The organism is Nocardia sp. NPDC047038 (assembly GCF_040644075.1).
GTDB lineage: Bacteria > Actinomycetota > Actinomycetes > Mycobacteriales > Mycobacteriaceae > Nocardia > Nocardia sichangensis.
Genome location: NZ_JBEYVQ010000009.1, coordinates 172,238 through 190,258 on the forward strand (window position 1 = coordinate 172,238; position 18,021 = coordinate 190,258).

Below are 18,021 nucleotides of genomic sequence, written 5' to 3' on the forward strand. Positions count from 1 at the left end.
TCAGGCGGATACCGCGTCGGGGCGGACAGCGGCGAGCTTGTCCGCGAGCGAGTCGAGCAGCGCTGCCCGCTGCTCGACGAGAAAGAAGTGGTCGCCGGGCAGCAGTTCGGTGGAGCGCAGTCCAGGCAGGACGTCGCGCCAGGCCTCCAGCTGGGAGGCCGCGACCTGGCGGTCGTCGCGACCACCGAACAGGTGGGCCGGGCACGACGGCGCGGCGGCGGGTGTGAATCGGTAGTCGTCGAAGATCTCGAAGTCGCTGCGCAACGCGGGCAGGAACAGCGCCATCACCTCCGGGGTCTCGCGCACTTCCGGCGGGATGCCGCCGTAATGGCCTACGGCCGCGACGAACTCGTGGTCCGGTAGCTCCGACAACCGACCCGGCCTGGGGAGATGCGGGGCCACCGCGCCACCGAGGAACAACGCGCGTGGCGCGATCCCCTCGGGCAGGCGGCGGGCGACCTCGTAGGCGGCCAGCGCGCCGAGGCTGTGGCCGAAGAACGCGAACGGAAGATCGGTCAGCGGCAGCACCGCTGTCAACGCGGTCTCGACCAGATCGGTGAATCGCCGGATCGGCGTCTGCGCCAGATGCCGTTGGCGGGCGGGCAGTTCCAGAACGCACAGCTCGATCCAGTCGGGCAGCTGGCGCCGCCACGGCGTGTAGGCCGCCGCCTTGCCGCCTGCGAAGGGCCAGCAGAACAACCGCAGGCTCGGCGTCGCGGCGCTCTTGCGATGGATGGTCAGCCCTTGCGCCTCGCGAATTGGTTGCGCCGCAGCCGCCGTCGGAGAGGTCATCGCAGCCGGAGCGGGTTCCGGTGCGACCGGCATAGCCGTTCTCGGTGTGACCGGCGCAGCCGCTGTCAGTGCGGCTGCCGAGGAAATCGCCGAGACCGTCTCAGCCCGAGCGGCTTTCGACAGGGGCAGCGCACGTACATCAGCTACCGTCGCGATCCGGGTCACCGGGGCATCCAGCGTCGCGAAGAACTTCGACAGCGGTGCCGACGGGCCCACCTCGTAGCGGGGTGTGCCCGAGCGCAGCAACGCTCGCATGTTCGCCGTCCAGCGCACCGGGGCGGAGATCTGGCGGACCAGATGCTCGGCGAGGGTTTCGGGCCGATGGAACTCCCCGGTGTAGTTCGAGGTCACCGCGACCGCGCGCTCGGCCCGCATGCGCGGTGCGCATTCGGCCAGATGCCCCGCGAACTCGTCCTCGATGCCGCGCATCCAGCGGGAGTGGAACGGCGCGCTGACCCGCAACGGGACGAACCTCAGTTCCGGGAAGCGCTCGCCGAGCACGACACGGGCGGCCGCGACAGCGTCGCGTTCACCGCTGATGACCAGCTGATCGGTGGAATTGTCGTTGGCCACCTCGACGCCCGCCTCGGCCACCAGATCCGCCACCCCCGAGTCGGCGATGCCCGGCAGGATCAGCGCGGCCATCGCGCCCGCGCCCTCCGGCACGGCCTGCTGCATCAGCGCGCCGCGCGTGCGCACCAGCCGTACCCCGTCGGCGAGTTCGAAGACGCCGGCCGCGACCAGCGCGGCGTACTCGCCGAGACTGTGCCCGCCGAAAGCGACCGGTTGCCAGCCGGATTCGCTCACCAGCACCCGGTAGGCGGCGATCTCCATAGTCAGCACGCACGGCTGGGTGTACTCGGTGCGATGCAGTCGCGGATCCCGCTCGACGCAGATCCGCAGCAGGTCCTCGCCCACCGCGGCGCTCGCCTCGGCGAAAGTGTCTCGCGCGAGCGGGAATTCGGCGCAGAAATCCGCTCCCATCCCGGTGCGCTGCGCACCCTGCCCCGGGAAGACGATCGTGCAGCTCACCGCAGCACCTCCGCGGTCGGCTCGGCCCCGCGGGGTGCGGGGATGTAGCCCACCTCGGCGCAGTGCGCCAGGTACACCCGCACCAGGTCCTCGGTCGGCGGGCAGTCGATGCCCGCCGCGCCGAGCACCCGCCGGGTGTAGGTGCAGTCGGCGTAGGAACTCTCCTCGTAGTGGATGGTGCCGAACAGTTCGATGCCGTACTTGAACATCTCCAGGGTCTGGCTGTCGTACACCTCGTCGGTGCCCAGCCGGTAGATCTGCCGGTCGGTGGCCCTGCGGTGGAATTCCTCCAGCGGCACCAACGCCACCTCGTACCCGGCACGCTGGACGTAGCGGACCACATCGTAGTAGCGCCGGATGTCCGGATTGGTCAGGTGGTAGGTCTCCCGGTAGGTGGCGCGGCGCGTGGCGATGTGCACGATCGCGGCGCTGACGTAGTCGACCGGACTGATGTCCCAGTGCACCGGCGTCAGCATCGTCTCGCCGGTCTCGATCATCGTCTTGAGGATGTCGTAGTACGCGCCTTTGACGCTGACCTCGGAGAACGGGTACCGGCCGGTCCGGCTGTCGCCCATGATGTTGCCGGGGCGAACGATGTCCCACAGCAGTCCGCGTTCGCTCGCCTCCCGGATCAGCTTCTCCGACTCGTATTTGGTCTGCTGGTAGGGCAGATGGTCGTAGCCCTGGCCCAGTTCGAGATCCCGCTCGGTGAACGGCGGGTTGTTGAAGTTGAGCCGATCGCCCAGCGCGCTGAAACTCGACACGTACACGAGGTACTTGCCGCGCGAGCGCAACGCGAATTCCACCGCGCGACGGGTTCCTTCGACGTTGATCGGGGCCAGGGCGTCGTAGAAGGTGACCAAGGTGGTGCGGCCCGCGGCGTGGATGGTCAAGTCCACGTCGTCGGCCAGCCGCCGCCAGGTGACCTCGTCCAGGCCGAGCCGTTCGCTGGAGACGTCGCCGAGCACCGCGGTGACGCGCTGCGCGAACGCCTCGTCGAGGGTCGACTCCGGGTCGTAGGTGCTCAGGAAGTGCTTGATCCGCCGCTCGGCCGCGTCCACGGTCTTGCCGCGCACCAGGCAGGTCACCCGGACGTCGGTGCGGGTGAGCAGATCGTGCAGCAGCTTGCCGCCCAGCACGCCGGTCACGCCGGTGATGAAGACCGACCGCACCGGGATCGGGACCTCCGTCGTCACTACGGGGATGTCCTGCTGGGCCGCTGTGGCCGCGGCGGCCACGGTCGGGCGCGGAGCGTCGTCGTGTGCCGTGCCGGAGATGATGCCTTCGGCCACCAAATAGTGCGACAGCGACGCGATCGTCGGATGCAGCTCGGTCGATTCCGCCGGGATCTTGACGTCGTAGTGCTTCATCAGCCGGTTGAGCATTCGGACGGTGGCCACCGAGTCGAATCCGAAGTCGGCGAATTCCGCGTCGAGGTCGAGCTCGGCCGGGTCGGACTTGGTCAGATCGGCGAAGATCTCCCGGATGTGCTCGGCGAGCCGGTCGCACAACTCGCTGTCGAATTCGTCACCGGAGGACTCGGTGACGGCCGGTGCGGCGACTTCGGCGGTGGGCGTTTCGACCGGTTCCGGCGGTGCCGCAACGTCCTGAAGCGCTGTGCCGTTCGGTGAGTGCCCGTTGCGCTGCTCCGACTGCGGTGGCTCGATCTCCTGCGTGACCACCGTCTTCGCGACCACGTGCGGTGTTCGTCTGCGGTAGTCCTCGGGCACGATCCAGTACCTGCGCCGGGCGAACGGATAACCGGGCAGACCCACGATCCGGCCGAACGGCTGCTCGTAGCCCTGTTCCCAGTCCACGGTCCATCCGCCTGCCCACAGTTCGGCGACTCGCGGCAGGTTGCCCGACCGCAGCAGGGCGCGCACTTCGGCGCGGTCGGCATCCGATTCGCCGGGCAGCTCGTCGAGGTCGCGGTGGGTGCGGGCCACGCCGCGGAAGACCAGTAGTCCCTCCGCCGGTGCGGGTGCGCCGGCATCGGCTGTGCTGTCGAGTAGTTCGACGAGTTCGGCCGTCGAGGTGGCGACCACCGCGAGGCGATGTTCGAACGGTGTCCGGCCGACGGCCAGCGTCCACGCCACATCGGGCAGGGCGAGCGGGTGATCGCGCAGCCGATCGGCGGTGCGGGCGGCCAGCTCCGCGAGCCGGTCGGCGTCGCGGGCGGACAACACCACGATCCTCGGCCGCCCATCTTCCGGCGTTGCCGCGACGGGCTCGGCGTCGGTGAGGATCATGTGGGCGTTGGAGCCTCCCGCGCCGAACGAGCTGACGGCGGTGACGCGTGGTGTGCCGTCGCCGGGGCGTGGCCAGGGTGTGGGCCGATCGATGACGTGGAACGGTGTCGCCGCGAAGTCGATTCCCGGGTTCGGTGGATCGCTGTGCAGGTTGGGCGCGATGGTGTCGTGGCGCAGTTGCAGCAGCGCCTTGACCACGCCCGCCGCGCCCGCCGCCGCCTCCAGATGTCCGACACTGGATTTCGCCGAGCCGATGCCGCAGTAGCCCTGCTCCGCTGTCGAGCGCCGATAGGCCTTGGTGAGGGCCGCGATCTCGATCGGGTCGCCCAGCGCGGTACCGGTGCCGTGGGCTTCCACGTAGCCGATGTCGGCCGCGTCGACGCGTGCCGCGGTCAGGGCTCGGCTGATGAGGTCGGCCTGGGCGACTGGGTTGGGGACGGTGAACCCGTTGGTGCGTCCGCCGTGGTTGACGGTGCTGCCTCGGATCACGCCGTAAACGCGGTCACCGTCGGCGCGTGCGTGCCGCAGCGGTTTGAGGACCAACGTGACCACACCCTCGCCCGGCACGTAGCCGTCGCCGCCCGCGCCGAACGTCCGGCAGCGGCCGTCGGTGGATGCCCAGCGGCCGTAGCCGAGCAGCAAGTACTTGCCGGGATGGATGGACACGTTCACCCCACCGGCCAGCGCGTAGGCCGCTTCGCCGCGGCGCAGACTCTCGCAGGCCAGATGCAGCGCGGTCAGCGATGCCGAGCACGCCGTGTCGACCGCGAGAGACGGGCCGGTGAAGCCGAAGTGGTAGGACACCCGATTCGCCACCGCGAAATACCCCGAGATCGGCACGCCGACGAACGCCTGGTACTCGGCGTAGCCGACCCCGGCGAAGACGCCGGCATCCGGCAGGCCGCGTGCGGCGGCGCTGCGGCGTACCCGATCGGGCGAGTAACCCGCGTCTTCCAGAGCCGCCCAGGAGGTTTCGAGGAACAGCCGTTGCTGCGGGTCCATCTCCTCGGCGTCTTTGGGGGTGATGCCGAAGAAGCGAGCGTCGAACTTGTCGACGTCATCGATGAATCCGCCCCAGCGCGCGTAGGTGGTGCCCGGTTCGTCGGGATCGTCGGACAGGTATTCGCGGTGATCCCAGCGTTGCGGCGGCACCTCGACGATGCAGTCGCGACCGGCGACCAGGTTGGCCCAGAACTCCTCGATGTCCCCCGCCATCGGGAACTTGCCCGCCATGCCGATGACGGCGATGTCCTCGGCGTCGTCCGCGTCGTCGGCGGAATGCTCGGCGGGAGCGGTGGGCTCGGAGGCGACCGAGCCTGCCGACGCGGGTGCGCCGCCGGATGCCGCGGTTGCGGTCGTCGTGTCGTCGGTGATGGCGGCCAGACGCGGCCCGTGCTCGTCGGCGAGGTAGCCCGCGAGGTCGCGGACGGTCTGGTATTCGAACATCAGCGTGCTCGGCATCGGTCCGAAATCGGTTTCCAGCCGGTCGTTCATCTTGCTGATCAGCACCGAGTCGATGCCATAGTCCTGCAATGGGATTCGGGTGCGGATCCGCTGCGGGTCGAGTCGGCAGTACTCGGCGAGCAGGCCTTTGAGGTAGGTCTCGGCGGACTGCCGTCGCTGCGTGGGGTCCGGCGGTGCGGGCAGGGCATGATCAGGCGCCGCAGGTCCACGAACTCGATCGTCGGCAGCGTTCTGGAGCGCGCTGTTGTCCTGGAGCGCAGCGGCCGTCTGTGTCGTGGGCACCGACGAGCCTCCGACAGCCTGCGAGGATGTCGCGGGTCCATCGAGTGCCGTCTCGACCATGGACGTGCCGGATGCCACCGCTGCGGCGGTGCTGAGCTCGCGGGGCGCCGCGCCGGTCGATGGGGCTGCGGTGCGCTGCGTCGCGGCGAGGTCCTGGGCTTCGCCGACAACGGAACTGTGCGACGGGCGCGCCGTGTGCTCGGACGAAGGGGCGCTCATGTCCGGTGCCCAGCACCGTTCCCGGTCGAACTCGTAGCCGGGCAGATGGATACGGCGCGCGGCCGGGTCGGCCCAGCCCGCATGTGAGACGTGCCCGCCCTCGACCCATTGCCGTGCCACCGCCTCCGGGTCGTCCAGCACGGTGGCAGTGTCGCGGTCCGCGGCGGGGGTGTCGGTCGTTCCGGTGTAGACCCCGGCAGGCCGGTCGCCGTCGGCGAAGGCGGCAAGCCGGGCCACGACCGCATCCACCGAATCCCCGACCACCGCGAGCCGATGCTCGAATTCGCTGCGCCCGACCGCGAGCGTGCGCGCGACGTCGGCGAGCGACAAATTCGGATGCGCCGTGAGCTGCCTGCGCAGCGTCCGCGCCATCCGCGACAGGCTCGTAGCGCTGCGCGCGGAGAGCACCACCACCTGCGGTTCCCCGGGCCCCGCACGCCGTGCGGTCGCTACGGCCGGTGCGCCGTCGACCACCAGGTGCGCGTTGGTGCCGCTGAAACCGAAGGAACTGATCGCGGCTCGGCGTGGCGCGCCGTCCCAGGCGCGCAGTTCGGTGTTGACGAAGAACGGCGACTGCTCCAATCCGAGCAGCGGATTCACCGAAGCGACGTGCAGCGACGGCGGCACCTGTCCGGCGCGCATGGCCAGCAGCACCTTGAACAGGCTCGCCATGCCCGCGGCGTGCGAGGCGTGCCCGATGTTCGATTTCACCGATCCCACCGGGATGACGCCGACCGCGTCGGTGTAGCGACGGAACGCCGCGGTGAGTGCCTCGAGTTCGATCGGGTCGCCCAACCGCGTTCCGGTGCCGTGCGTTTCGACGTAACCGATGGTGGACGGATCGATCCCGCCGTCGCGATACACCGCCAGTTCCAGTTCGGTCTGCGAGCGAACGCTGGGTGCGGTGATGCCGTTGGTGCGGCCGTCGTGGTTGACGCCGATCCCGCGGATCACCCCGTGGATCGGGTCGCCGTCGCGTTCGGCGGCGGCCAACGGCTTGAGCACCACCACGCCGACACCCTCCGCGATCACGAAACCGTCGGCGTCGGCATCGAAACTCGCGCATCGCCCGCGTGGTGAGAGCATGCCCATCGATGAGGCGAGCAGGTGGTATTCGGGTGTCACGAACACCGCGACACCCCCGGCCAGCGCCAGCTCCGACTCCCCCGCGGCGAGACTGCGGCATGCCTGGTGCAACGCGACCAGCGCCGAGGAACAGGCGGTGTCCAGACCGAGGCACGGGCCGGTGAGATCCAGGTGATAGGCCACGCGGGCAGGCAGGATGGCCGGGCTGTTACCGGTGAACACGTGATGGGAGCCGACCGTTCCGCGGTTGCGCAGCAGGGTGGCGTAGTCCGATCCGGGAGACCCGGCGAAAACGCCGCAGCGGGTGCGCCGCAACGACTTCGGGTCGATGGCGGCGTCTTCCAGGGCCAGCCAGCTGTGTTCCAGGAACAGCCGCTGCTGCGGGTCCATGTAATCGGCTTCGGCAGGCACTATGTCGAAGAACGCCGGATCGAACTCCTCGACGCCGTCGAGGAAGCCGCCCCACTTGGAGTAGGTCTTGCCCGGCGTCGCCAGGCCGGGACGGAAATGCTCGGCGATCGGCCAGCGTCCGGCGGGGATCTCGGTCACCGCGTCCCGCCCTGTGGCGAGATCGCGCCAGAACTCCTCGAGGTTCGCCGCGCCCGGGAACTGCCCGGACATGCCGATGATGGCGATGTCCATCGATGTTGACCTTTCGCTGGGCCGTGCGGGCGGCGCGGTGGCGGTTCGAGGAGCGGAAGCGGGCGCGCCGGCGACGGCAGACCCGCCGCCGTCCGCCGAAGCGCCTTGTTCGGCCATGTGCCTGCTGAGCAGCCGCACCGACGGATGGTCGAACACCACCGTGGGTCGCAGCGCCAAGTCGTAGCGGGCGTTGACTCGATCGATGATCTTCACCGCGAGAATGGAATCGACGCCGTAGTCCGACAGCGGCAGCTCCGCGCGCACCTCGCCGCGCCCGACACCGAGGCCCTCGGCGACGAGGGCGACGAGCTCGGCTTCCAGGGCGGCCGCACCACTCACGGTGGCCGGTTGCGCGTCCGGCGGCGCACCGGCGGGCGGGTTCCCGGTATCGGCGAGGCCGACTCGCGCGGTGGCGGGCTGCACATCGGCCGGGGGTAAGGCGACAGTGGGCAGCGTGGTGGCGCTGACCGCGGCCAGCACCCGGAAACTCGGCTCCGGGTCCTCCGACAGGCCGGGACCCCAGGCGCGGATTCCAGAGAAACCCGCCGCACTCAGGGCGTCCCGCCACTGCGATTCGGACAGCAACGGCGAATACGGGAGACGCGCCTCGGGATCGCGATACGCGTGCCAGCCCTCCAGCAGGCCGAACGTCAGCGCGAGAACCTCGAGGTCGGCGGTCGCTTCGGTACAGGCGAGCACGCCACCGGGCGCGAGCAGCCGCCGGACGTTGCGCAACGTCGCGCCGATCGACCGCGTCGCGTGCAGGACGTTGGCGCAGATCACCAGATCGGCCTGGTGTGCGGGGAAGCCTTGCGCGATCGGATCCGCCTCGATGTCCAGCACCCCGAACCGCACGTTCGACCGCGTACCGAAGGTGCGTCGGCCGTGCGCGACGAAACTGTGCGACACGTCGGTGTAGTGATAGTCGAACGCGATCCCGCGTTCGGCGAGCGCGTCGAGCACCGCGTGCGTGGAACCGCCGGTGCCTGCACCGACTTCCACGATCCGCACCGGCCGGGTCTCGCCATGCCGCTGCGCCACGGCCGACACCAATCCGGCGAGCAATCCGTTGGTGAAGTCGTAGGCGGCGTTGCCGCGATAGATCGCGCCGACCAGTTCGAGGTCCCCGCCAGGGAACAGCACCTCGGTCGCGGACATTTCGCCGCGCAGTACGCGCGGATAGGCGGCCAGGCAGGCATCGAGCAGGGCCACGTACGGTTCGGTCTCCGGGAAGCGCGCGAGCAAGTCCGCGCGCATCCCGCTGGTGCCCGGTGGTGGGCCGGCGACTTCGATCCGGCCCTCATGCCATCGCACCAGCCCATGTCGCCGCAGGATATCCAGGCAGCTCGTGCGTAGCCGGTCGAATTCGGGCCGCAAACCAAGGCGCGCGTCCAGCGACCGCACGGTCCACTCCCCCGGCGTGAGCCCCATTCCGGCGAAGGTGGCGAACAGCAGCATCGCCGCGTAGCGGCCGAGTTCGGCCTTACCGGGCTCCACTGTGCCCGCGGGCTGGATGGACGCGTCGAACCGCTCCGCCGCGGCATCGAATCCCAAGCGCGGCGGTGCGATGATCCAGTAGTCGGTGCGCTCGAATGGATAGCCGGGCAGCGGGATTCGCTGGCGCGGCCCGCCGCGTCCACGCCAGTCGACGTCGGCGCCCGCGACCCACTGCCTGGCCAGCTCTCGGTCGTCCGCCGCGGGCGCGTACAGCGGTGGCCGGGTGTGTGCGTCGACGCTGCCGGTGACCACGGGGCCGAGCTGGTCGGCGCCGAACTGATCGAGCGCGTCGGCCACCTCGAGCGGCGAGGACGCGACCACCGCGAGCCGGTGGGCCAGTGCGGGCCTGCCCACTTGCAAGGTGCGCACCGCGTCGAGGAAATCCGCTGGATCGAGGGTGCGGAAGTGCCGTGCCATGATTTCGGCATAGCGGCGCAGCCGCTCCGGAGTGCGCGCGGACAGCACGAAGATCTCGGGTTCACCGGTGGCGCCCGGACGCACTCGGTCGTCGATGAACTCCGCGAGCACCACGTGAGCGTTGGCGCCGCCCGCCCCGAAGGCGCTGATACCCGCGTGCCGCGCCACCGCGACGCCGTCTACGGTGCGGCGCGGCCAATCCTCCAGTTCACGCGGTAAGCGGAACGGCACCGAGTTGAACGCGATGGCCGGATTGACCTGTGCGGCATGCAATGTCGGCGCGATCCGGCCGTGACGCAGCTGCAACAGCACCCGGGTGAGACCAGCGACGCCCGCAGCCGCTTCCAGGTGGCCGATGTTCGACTTCGTCGACCCGAGTGCGCGGGAGCGGCTGCCGTCGGCCCTGCCGAAAGCGGCGGCCAGCCCGGCTATTTCGATCGGATCGCCGAGCGGTGTCCCGGTTCCGTGCGCCTCGAGGTAGTCGATCGCGGCGGGGTCGACCCCGGCAGCGCGCAGGGCCTCGCCGATCACGTCGGCTTGCGCCCCTGGATGCGGCACGCTGTACCCGGAGGTCTGCCCGCCGTGATTCACCGCGCTGCCGAGGATCAGGCCGTGGATGGTGTCGCCGTCGGCGCGGGCGGCCGACAGCGGCTTCAGATACAGCGCCCCGACGCCTTCGCCGGGCACATAGCCGTCGGCGCTCGCGGCGAAGGGCCTGCACCGGCCGCTCTCGGACATCATGCCCAGGCTGTGCAGCAGCAGGAATTTGTCCTCGTGCAGCAACAGGTTCACCCCGCCGACGAGCGCCGCGTCGCATTCGCCGTCGAGCAGGCTGCGCCGCGCCAGATGCAGTGCGGTCAGCGACGCCGAACACGCGGTGTCCACGGTGAGGCTCGGTCCACGCAGACCGAGGGTGTAGGAGGTGCGGTTGGCGATCGACGACGGGATCGAGGCCACCGCGACCGGATCGCCGTCGCGGCTGGCCGCCACTCCGAGCAGCCGGTAGTCGCTCCAGGTGGCGCCTACGAACACACCCACCCGGCGGTCGCGCACGGCCGGGTCGGTGTGGTGGTAACCGGCGTGCTCGAGCGCCGCGTAGGCCTGCTGCAGGAACAACCGCTCCTGCGGGTCCAGCAGCGGCGCCTGAACCGGCGGGATGCGGAAGAACTGGGGGTCGAAACCACCCACGTCACGCAGGAATCCGCCGGTCATCGGTGGCGCGCCGGGCGTGCCTCGCACGGAGGTGAGCCACCAGCGTTCGGCGGGGACCGGGCCGACCGCGTCGTGTCCGTCGCGCAGATTGCGCCAGAACTCCTCGATGTCCTCCGCGTCGGGGTAGCGGCCGCTGATTCCGACGATCGCGATGGGCTCCTCGACGGACTTGCGATGCTCGTCGACCGGCACGGTCGCGTGATGCGCGTCGCCCTGCGCGGATGGCGCGTCGGACGGTGCGGTTGCCGGTTGTAGTCGTGCTCGCAGGATGTCGCTGTCGCCCCATACCGCGGCCAGTTGTGCGCGGTGGAGCGTCGCGCAGGACAACAGCAGGTCCAGTCCGGTCGCGGTGGGCAGCAGTCCCACACCGGCGCGCCGCAGCGCGGCGATCTGCTCGGCGGGCGGACGCATACCGCCTTCGGCCCACAGCGGCCAGCCGATGCTGATCGTCCTGCTTCCGGCTAGGTCGCGCTGTTCGGCGAAGACGTCGAGATAGCGGTTGGCCGCCGCGTAATCGGCTTGCCCCGGGTTGCCCAGCACCGCGGAGACCGAGGAGAACAACACGGTCAGGCGGGTCTCCGGCAGCGTCCGCGTCAAGTGCTCGACGCCGTAGACCTTCGGTGCGAGAACGGTTCTCGCGTCGTCGCGGCTGCTGCCGGACAGCAGTCCGTCGCGCAACTGACCCGCACCGTGGTAGAGCACGTCGACCGGCCCGAAGGTGGCGTGGGCGATCGCGGCGACGCGTTCGGCGTCGGCCGCGATCGACACGTCGGCGCGCACGTGTACGGCTTCCGCGCCGAGTTCGCCGAGCTCGGCCAGCAGTCCCGCGGCCGACGCGTCGAGCGGACGGCGCGATACCAGCACCAGCCGTGCGCTGTACTCGGCGGCGAGGCGGCGGGCCAGGTGACGGGCGATCCCGCCGAATCCACCGGTGACGACGACCACCGACCCCGTGCGCAGCACCGCGTCGCCGGAACTCGGCGTGGCATCGGTGAGCGGGCGGGTCCGGCGGATCCGGCGTTCTGCGCCGTGGTAGCGGATCTCGGTGGCGGGGTCGCGTTCGTCGACGCCCAGCTCGGTGGCCACGATGTCGTCGATCGGACGGGCGGGGTCGCGTTGGATGGCCCGCAGCGACGGTTGCGGCTGCTCGAGCCGCAGTGTGCGGGCCGCACCGCCCAGGAGGGCGCAACTCGATTCACCCGCGGGTGTCGCCGGTGTGAGAGCCAGCACCAGGCGCACCGGCGGTTCGGACACTCCCGCGACCGCGCGCAGCAGATCGCGCAGCGGCAGGTACACCCGTTCGATCAGCGCCTGCGGGTCACTGTCTGTCGTCGTTTCGGGCCACAGGTACACCGCGGCGTCGAAGCGCAGCCGCCGGGCCGTCAGCTGGTCGACCAGCGACTCCATGTGCCGTGCGTCCGCCGGGTCGACGACGAAAGCGTGTGTTCCGGAGACGAACTCGCCACCGGGACGGACCCGGATGACAGTCGCGGCCGCGCCGTGCGGGTAAGGGTGCTCGGCGGTATCGAAGACGAGCAGGCTGGTGGGTTCCCGACGCGTATGCGCGGTGGTGTCGGGCTCCCAGTCGAACCCGAAAACGACGAGGTCGTCTGCCACTACGGATTCCGGCGACGCGACCTGGTCCACTGTCGGCGGGCCCGCCACCTCGGCGATCACGGTGGATTCGGCGGGCACGGTGTCCGGGGTCGACGTGGCGGGGCGGTAGTTCGCGCCGACGATGTCGGCGAGATGTCCGGCGAGCGCGTCGATGGTCTGGTACTCGAACAGCAGCGTCGGATACAGCGGCTCGCCGACTCTCGCCTCCAACTCGGCGGTCAGCCGCAGTAGACGACCGGAATCCAATCCGAGCTCGTAGAACCCGACGTCGGTGGCGATCCCCGCGGCGTCGGCGGCGAGTTCACCGGCCACGAGAGCGGCCAGATCGGCGGTGATCACCGCACGCGGATCACCCGAGGCCACCGGCACCGTCGTCGGTCGCGGCGTGGCTTGTCCCGTGGGTGCTGCCTGCGGTCGCGTCAGCAACCGCTGGATATCCGCGCTGCCACGCACACGCTTGGACGTCAGCCGATACCGCGCCACCGGCGCCCCGTCCCGGTCGTAGAGCGCCACATCGGCTTCGAGCAGGTCCCCGCCGTGCCCGCCACCGCGGACCGCCGCTCGCACGAGCACCTCCTCGGGCGTCGCGCGCCAGGCGCGGACGTCGCCGAAGAAGATGGGGATGAACGCGCTGTCGTCGTCCACGCCGAGCCGCTGCGGATCGATGAACGGCACGATCGTGGAGGCGTCCAGGAACGTGGGGTGCAGCAGGAAGCCGGGCAGATGCGCCGCGGCCTCCGCGCCGAGACCGAGCGTCGCGGTGACCACATCGTCGCGTCGAGCGAAATGTCCAGTGGCGCGCATGAATTCGCGATGATCGATACCGCGGCCGCCGGTCTGGGCGTACAGCTCCGCCATGCCACGCGCACGCGACGCCGCCCGCAACTCGGCCGCATCGATCCCCGGCGGCTGATCGGAGGAAGCAGACCGCACCACAACGCATTCCGCGACAGGCTCGATCGCGCCGACCGGCACGCCTTTCGCGTCCAGGCTCTGGACGTCGATGGCGATCCGGCCGGTCGGACGATCCACGCGGAACGCGATGCGCACCGCGCCGTCGTCGGCGAGGGCGACCGGACGCTGGAACAACGCCTCTCGGATCGTCAGCTCGCCGGGCCGGTACCCCGCCGCCATCGCCGCGCGCAGGATCATGTCGAGATACACCACGCCCGGCAGGATCCGCACACCGTGCACGCGATGGTCGCGCACCACCGGGTCCTCGGCGCGCAGGGTGGTGGCGAAGCTGTCCAATTCGATCCCGCTCATCGCAGCGGCTCCACCTGGAGGAACGACGGTGCGGGCGCGCTGATCGGCACCACGATCCGCGGCGCGGGCTCCGTCGATGTGCTGGGAACCGTTTTCGGCAGCATGAAGCTCCTCTTGCGGAAGGCGGGTGGATCCAGGGGGTGGCGTGTCGGACGGTGCCCATCGGGCGCCTGCTCGACGATGAGGTGGGCATTGGTGCCGCCGAAGCCGAACGAGCTGACGCCCGCCGCGCGGGGCCTGCCGTCGGCCGGCCGCCACGGGCGCAGTTCTCGGTTGACCTGCAGCGGCGATCCGGCGAACTGGAATCGCGGATTGAGGTTGTCGCAGTGCAGCGACGGCGGCAGCGCCGCGTGGTGCACGGCCAGGATCGTCTTGACCGCCCCGGCGATGCCCGCCGCGGACAGCAGGTGCCCGATATTGGTTTTCACGCTGCCGACCGCGCACGGCTCCGGGCCGCGCGACCGGTCGCCCAGCACAGTCGCCAACCCCTTCAGTTCGATGGGGTCGCCGATCATGGTGCCGGTGCCGTGCGCCTCCAGATACGACAGCGCGTCCGGGGACATCCCCGCCACTTCGAGCGCCGCGGTGACCACCTCGATCTGCGCCCGCATGTTGGGTGTGGTGATGCCCATCGTGTGCCCGTCGTTGCCGATCGCCGAACCGCGCAGCACCGCGTAGACCCGATCGCCGTCGGCGAGCGCGTCGTCCAGCCGCTTGAGCATCAGCAGCGCCGCGCCCTCGCCCGGCACGAAACCGTCGGCGTCCTCGGAGAACGTCGCGCACCGCCCGTTCGGCGAGAGCACACCCGCCGCCGACAACGTGACGAACAGCATCTCGTCGAGCAGCACTTCCACCCCACCGGCCAGCGCCGCGTCGACCTCGCCCGCCCGCAACGCCTGGCAGGCCAGATGCACCGACAGCAACGACGACGAGCACGCGCTGTCGAGCACGACATTGCCCGCGTGCCAGTCGAAGAAGTCCGAGATGCGCGCGGCGATGAAGTTCTGCCCGATGCCGATGATGGTGTGCCGGTCGGCGACCGGGATGCGGTTGAAGTAATTCGCCGCCCTGCTGCCGGCGTAGACGCCGACTCGCTTGCCCGCCAACTCTTCGCGCCGGTATCCGGCGTCGGTGGTTGCCAGCACCGACGTCTCGAGCAGCAGCCGCTGCAACGGGTCCATCTGCCAAGCGAGCTCGTCGGTGACCCCGAAATACTGCGGATCGAACAGATCGACACCGTCGACGAACCCGCCCCATTTGCTGTTGGTCAGACCGGGCCCGCCGCCAGGGCGGTAGAACCGGGCGGGATCCCAGCGAGCCGGGTCCACCTCCCGGATGCCGGAGGCGCCCGTGGCGAGCAGGCGCCAGAACGCGTCCGGGGTGTCGCCGCCCGGAAGGCGGCAACCGATGCCGACCACGCCGATGGGCTCGGCTGCCCGGCCACGGCGGGCGTCGGCCGCCCAGGTGGCCGCACCGGGACGGGATGTCCCGCTGTCGGGTGTGCGTTGATGATCAGCCGGTGGCCGCTGCGGATCGGCCGGTGGATCCGGCGGCGCTTCGGGCGCGAAACGTTCCGGGAACTGCTCGGTCAACAGACCCGCCAAGTCGTCCAGGGTCGGAAACTCCAGTACCAGCGCCGGGTCGAAGGGCGCGTCGACGACCTGCTCGATCCGGCGCACCGCCGAGGCGATCAACACCGAATCCGCGCCGTACTCCTCGAACCGTTTGTCGCCCTCGAAGCGGGCGGGGGCCAATTTCAGTTCGTCGGAGAAGATGCGCAGCAATTCCTGATACGCCGCCGCGGAGCCGTTCGCCGCCGTGGGCCGCGCGGTCGGCACGGGCGCCACCTCTGCTGCAGGTCGACTCGTCTGTGTCGAAAGATGAAGTGCCGCACCGTGGTAGGGCAAGACCACCGGAGCGGGTAGACTCAGTGCCGCGTCGAGTAGTTCGAATCCTTCCTCGGCGCTGAGGGTGGGCAGGCCGGTGGCGCGGTAGGCCGCGCTGGTCACCTCGCCGAACCCGGTGTCACGGAACGACGGCCAATTGATCGACCGGAACCAGTGTCGTCCCAGGGCGTGCTGGGCCTCGGCGAAGCGGTCGAGGTGCGCGTTGGCCATCGCGTAGTCCGACAGGCCCACCGACAAGCCGGGCAGCACGGCCGACACCGAGGAGAACAAGACGAAGAAGTCGGGACGGTCGGCGGCCAGAACGTCGGCGAGGACCGCGGTGCCCCCCAATTTGGGCGCGAGCACGGTCGCGACGGCGTCGCCTGTCTTGCGCACGAACGCCGGGCTCTCCGCGGATACGCTTCCCGCGCAGTGCAGCACGCCGCCGATCGGGCCCAGCTCGTTGCGCACTCGGTCGAAGAAGCCGGACAAGCCCGCCTCGTCGGTGAGGCTGCCGAAGTAGGTGCGCACGGCGACGCCGCGGTCACGCAACTGCACCAGCCGCCCAACCTTCTCCGCCTCGGGGCCGGTTCCGGCAGCGACCCGGTCCCACTCCGTCTGCGGCGGTAGCGGTTCCCGGCCGAGGACGGCCAAGCGGCGCGCTCCGCGTTCGACCAACGCCGCCGCGAACGCCGCACCCAGTCCGCGCGTGCCGCCGGTCACCACATAGGTGCGGGCGGGATCCACCACCAGACCGTCGCGTGCTGTCGCGTCGGTGAGTTCGACGGCTTCGCGTATTCCACCGCGATACCGCACCCGCGGCGCGCTGTCCTCGGTGGCCGCGCTCTCCGCGCCCAGTATCGCCAGCAATCGCGCGGGATCGGCGCACACCGCGTCGCGCTCGTCACCTATATGGACGCTCCGTGTGCGCACGTCGCGGATCTCCACGGCGAGCGCGGCGACCAGGCCGCCCAGCGGCGCGGACTCCGGGCCGTCCGCGCCGGGGTGTCCGGCGGCGATGTGCAGCAGCGCGAGCGAACCGGCGCGCGCCTCGATCGCGCCTTGGTAGAACCCCATTCGGCCGAGGTCGCCGGTGGGTCGTCCGGTCGCCGCGGGTACGAGATCGCACACATCGAGGACGCAGTCGGTGTCGGGATAACGGGCCGCGAGCGCCCGGCCGAGCGCAGCGCCCGCGTCGAAGTCGTCGCGGTGCAGGTCGCCCGGTAGTTCGGAGAGCCGCACCAGGCGGCCCGGATCACCGGTAGCGGCGGTCAGCGCCTCCACCAGGTGGTGCGGGGTTCGCGCGTCGTATACCAGCAGGGCGCGGCGGGAACGCAGGTCACCGCCGGGCAGCGCAGCTTCTCGCCAGACCGGGACCAGCAACCGTTGCGCTGCTGCCCGGCGGGTCGGCGCGGACTCCCGCATCCCGGCCTCCGTCTCGAATCCGCCCGTCGAAAGCTCCGACAACGGCTCGAGTGCGAGCCATTGCGCTGATACGGGTTGCGGTGCTCCCGCTTGGAGCCTGGCCTGCCCATTCAGCGCGGGTTGCGCGACCGGAACAGGTCCCGAAGTCGACGTGGGCTGCGGCAGCGAGGTGTTGTCCGGCGTGAATGTGGACTGGTCACTGTGCCCGGCACCCGGTTCCACGCTGGGCGTGACGTCCGGAATCCAGTACCGCTCACGGGCGAACGGGTACGTGGGCGCGGGAATACGGCGTCGCGGTCCCGGATCACGGACGGTGGCCCAATCGAGGTCCTTACCGCCGAGCCAACGCGCGATCCGGGAATCCTCCGCCGCGTCCCGGCACGACCTGGCGCCCGGCACGTCCTCGACCCAGGCGCGGACCGCGGCGCGCAACTGGCCGATGTCGCGCGCGACGAACGCGGCGCGCGCGCTGCCCGCCTGCCGACCCACCTGCATGGTGAAGGCCAGATCGGCGAGGTTCGGCTGCTGCCCGGCGAGAAAACGGTCCAGCGCGGTGACGTACTCCGTGAGCCGCTCGCCGTCGCGCGCGGAGACCGGGACGACCTGACCGCCGCTGAACCGCGTCTGCGGCCTGCGATCCACGTACTCCTCGATCACCACGTTCGCGTTGGCCCCACCTGCCCCGAACGAACTCACCGTCGCCCGGCGCGGCCGCGCCGGATCTCCGCCGGGCCATGGCAGCGGGCGGGACGGGATTCGGAACGGTGTGGCCGCGAAGTCGATGTTCGGGTTGGGCGGCGTGGCGTGCAGCGACGGCACGATGGTCCGGTGGCGCAACTGCAGGAGCACCTTCGTCAGCGCCGCGACACCGGCCGCGGCCTCGAGGTGGCCGACATTGGACTTCACCGAACCGATCGGCAGCTCGGTCACGCCGG

General features: G+C 70.5%; 3 protein-coding genes (1 of these 3 running past the window's edge). All 3 read right to left on the reverse strand.

Going from position 1 to position 18,021, the window contains the following annotated elements; genetic code table 11:
- Tightly spaced (each overlapping or abutting the next), the 3 genes in view from ABZ824_RS27080 to ABZ824_RS27090 form a layout consistent with a single transcriptional unit that may run on beyond the window.
- Complete coding sequence (locus ABZ824_RS27080) at positions 1–1,824, reverse strand: thioesterase domain-containing protein (RefSeq protein ID WP_356966210.1); 1,824 nt, start codon at positions 1,822–1,824, stop codon at positions 1–3.
- Positions 1,821–13,775, reverse strand: a complete 11,955-nt coding sequence (locus ABZ824_RS27085) for a thioester reductase domain-containing protein (protein ID WP_356966212.1) — start codon at positions 13,773–13,775, stop codon at positions 1,821–1,823. The genes ABZ824_RS27080 and ABZ824_RS27085 overlap by 4 nt, the downstream gene beginning before the upstream one ends.
- Positions 13,772–18,021, reverse strand: the 3' portion of a protein-coding gene (locus ABZ824_RS27090; protein ID WP_356966214.1) for an SDR family NAD(P)-dependent oxidoreductase. Its footprint extends 17,500 nt past the window's final position; only the last 4,250 of its 21,750 coding nucleotides appear in the window; the start codon falls outside the window, past its right edge; it ends in the stop codon at positions 13,772–13,774. The genes ABZ824_RS27085 and ABZ824_RS27090 overlap by 4 nt, the downstream gene beginning before the upstream one ends.

Excerpts from the sequence above, each read along its gene's own strand:
- ABZ824_RS27085 (WP_356966212.1), bottom strand. The coding sequence starts at position 13,775 with ATGAGCGGGATCGAATTGGACAGCTTCGCCACCACCCTGCGCGCCGAG.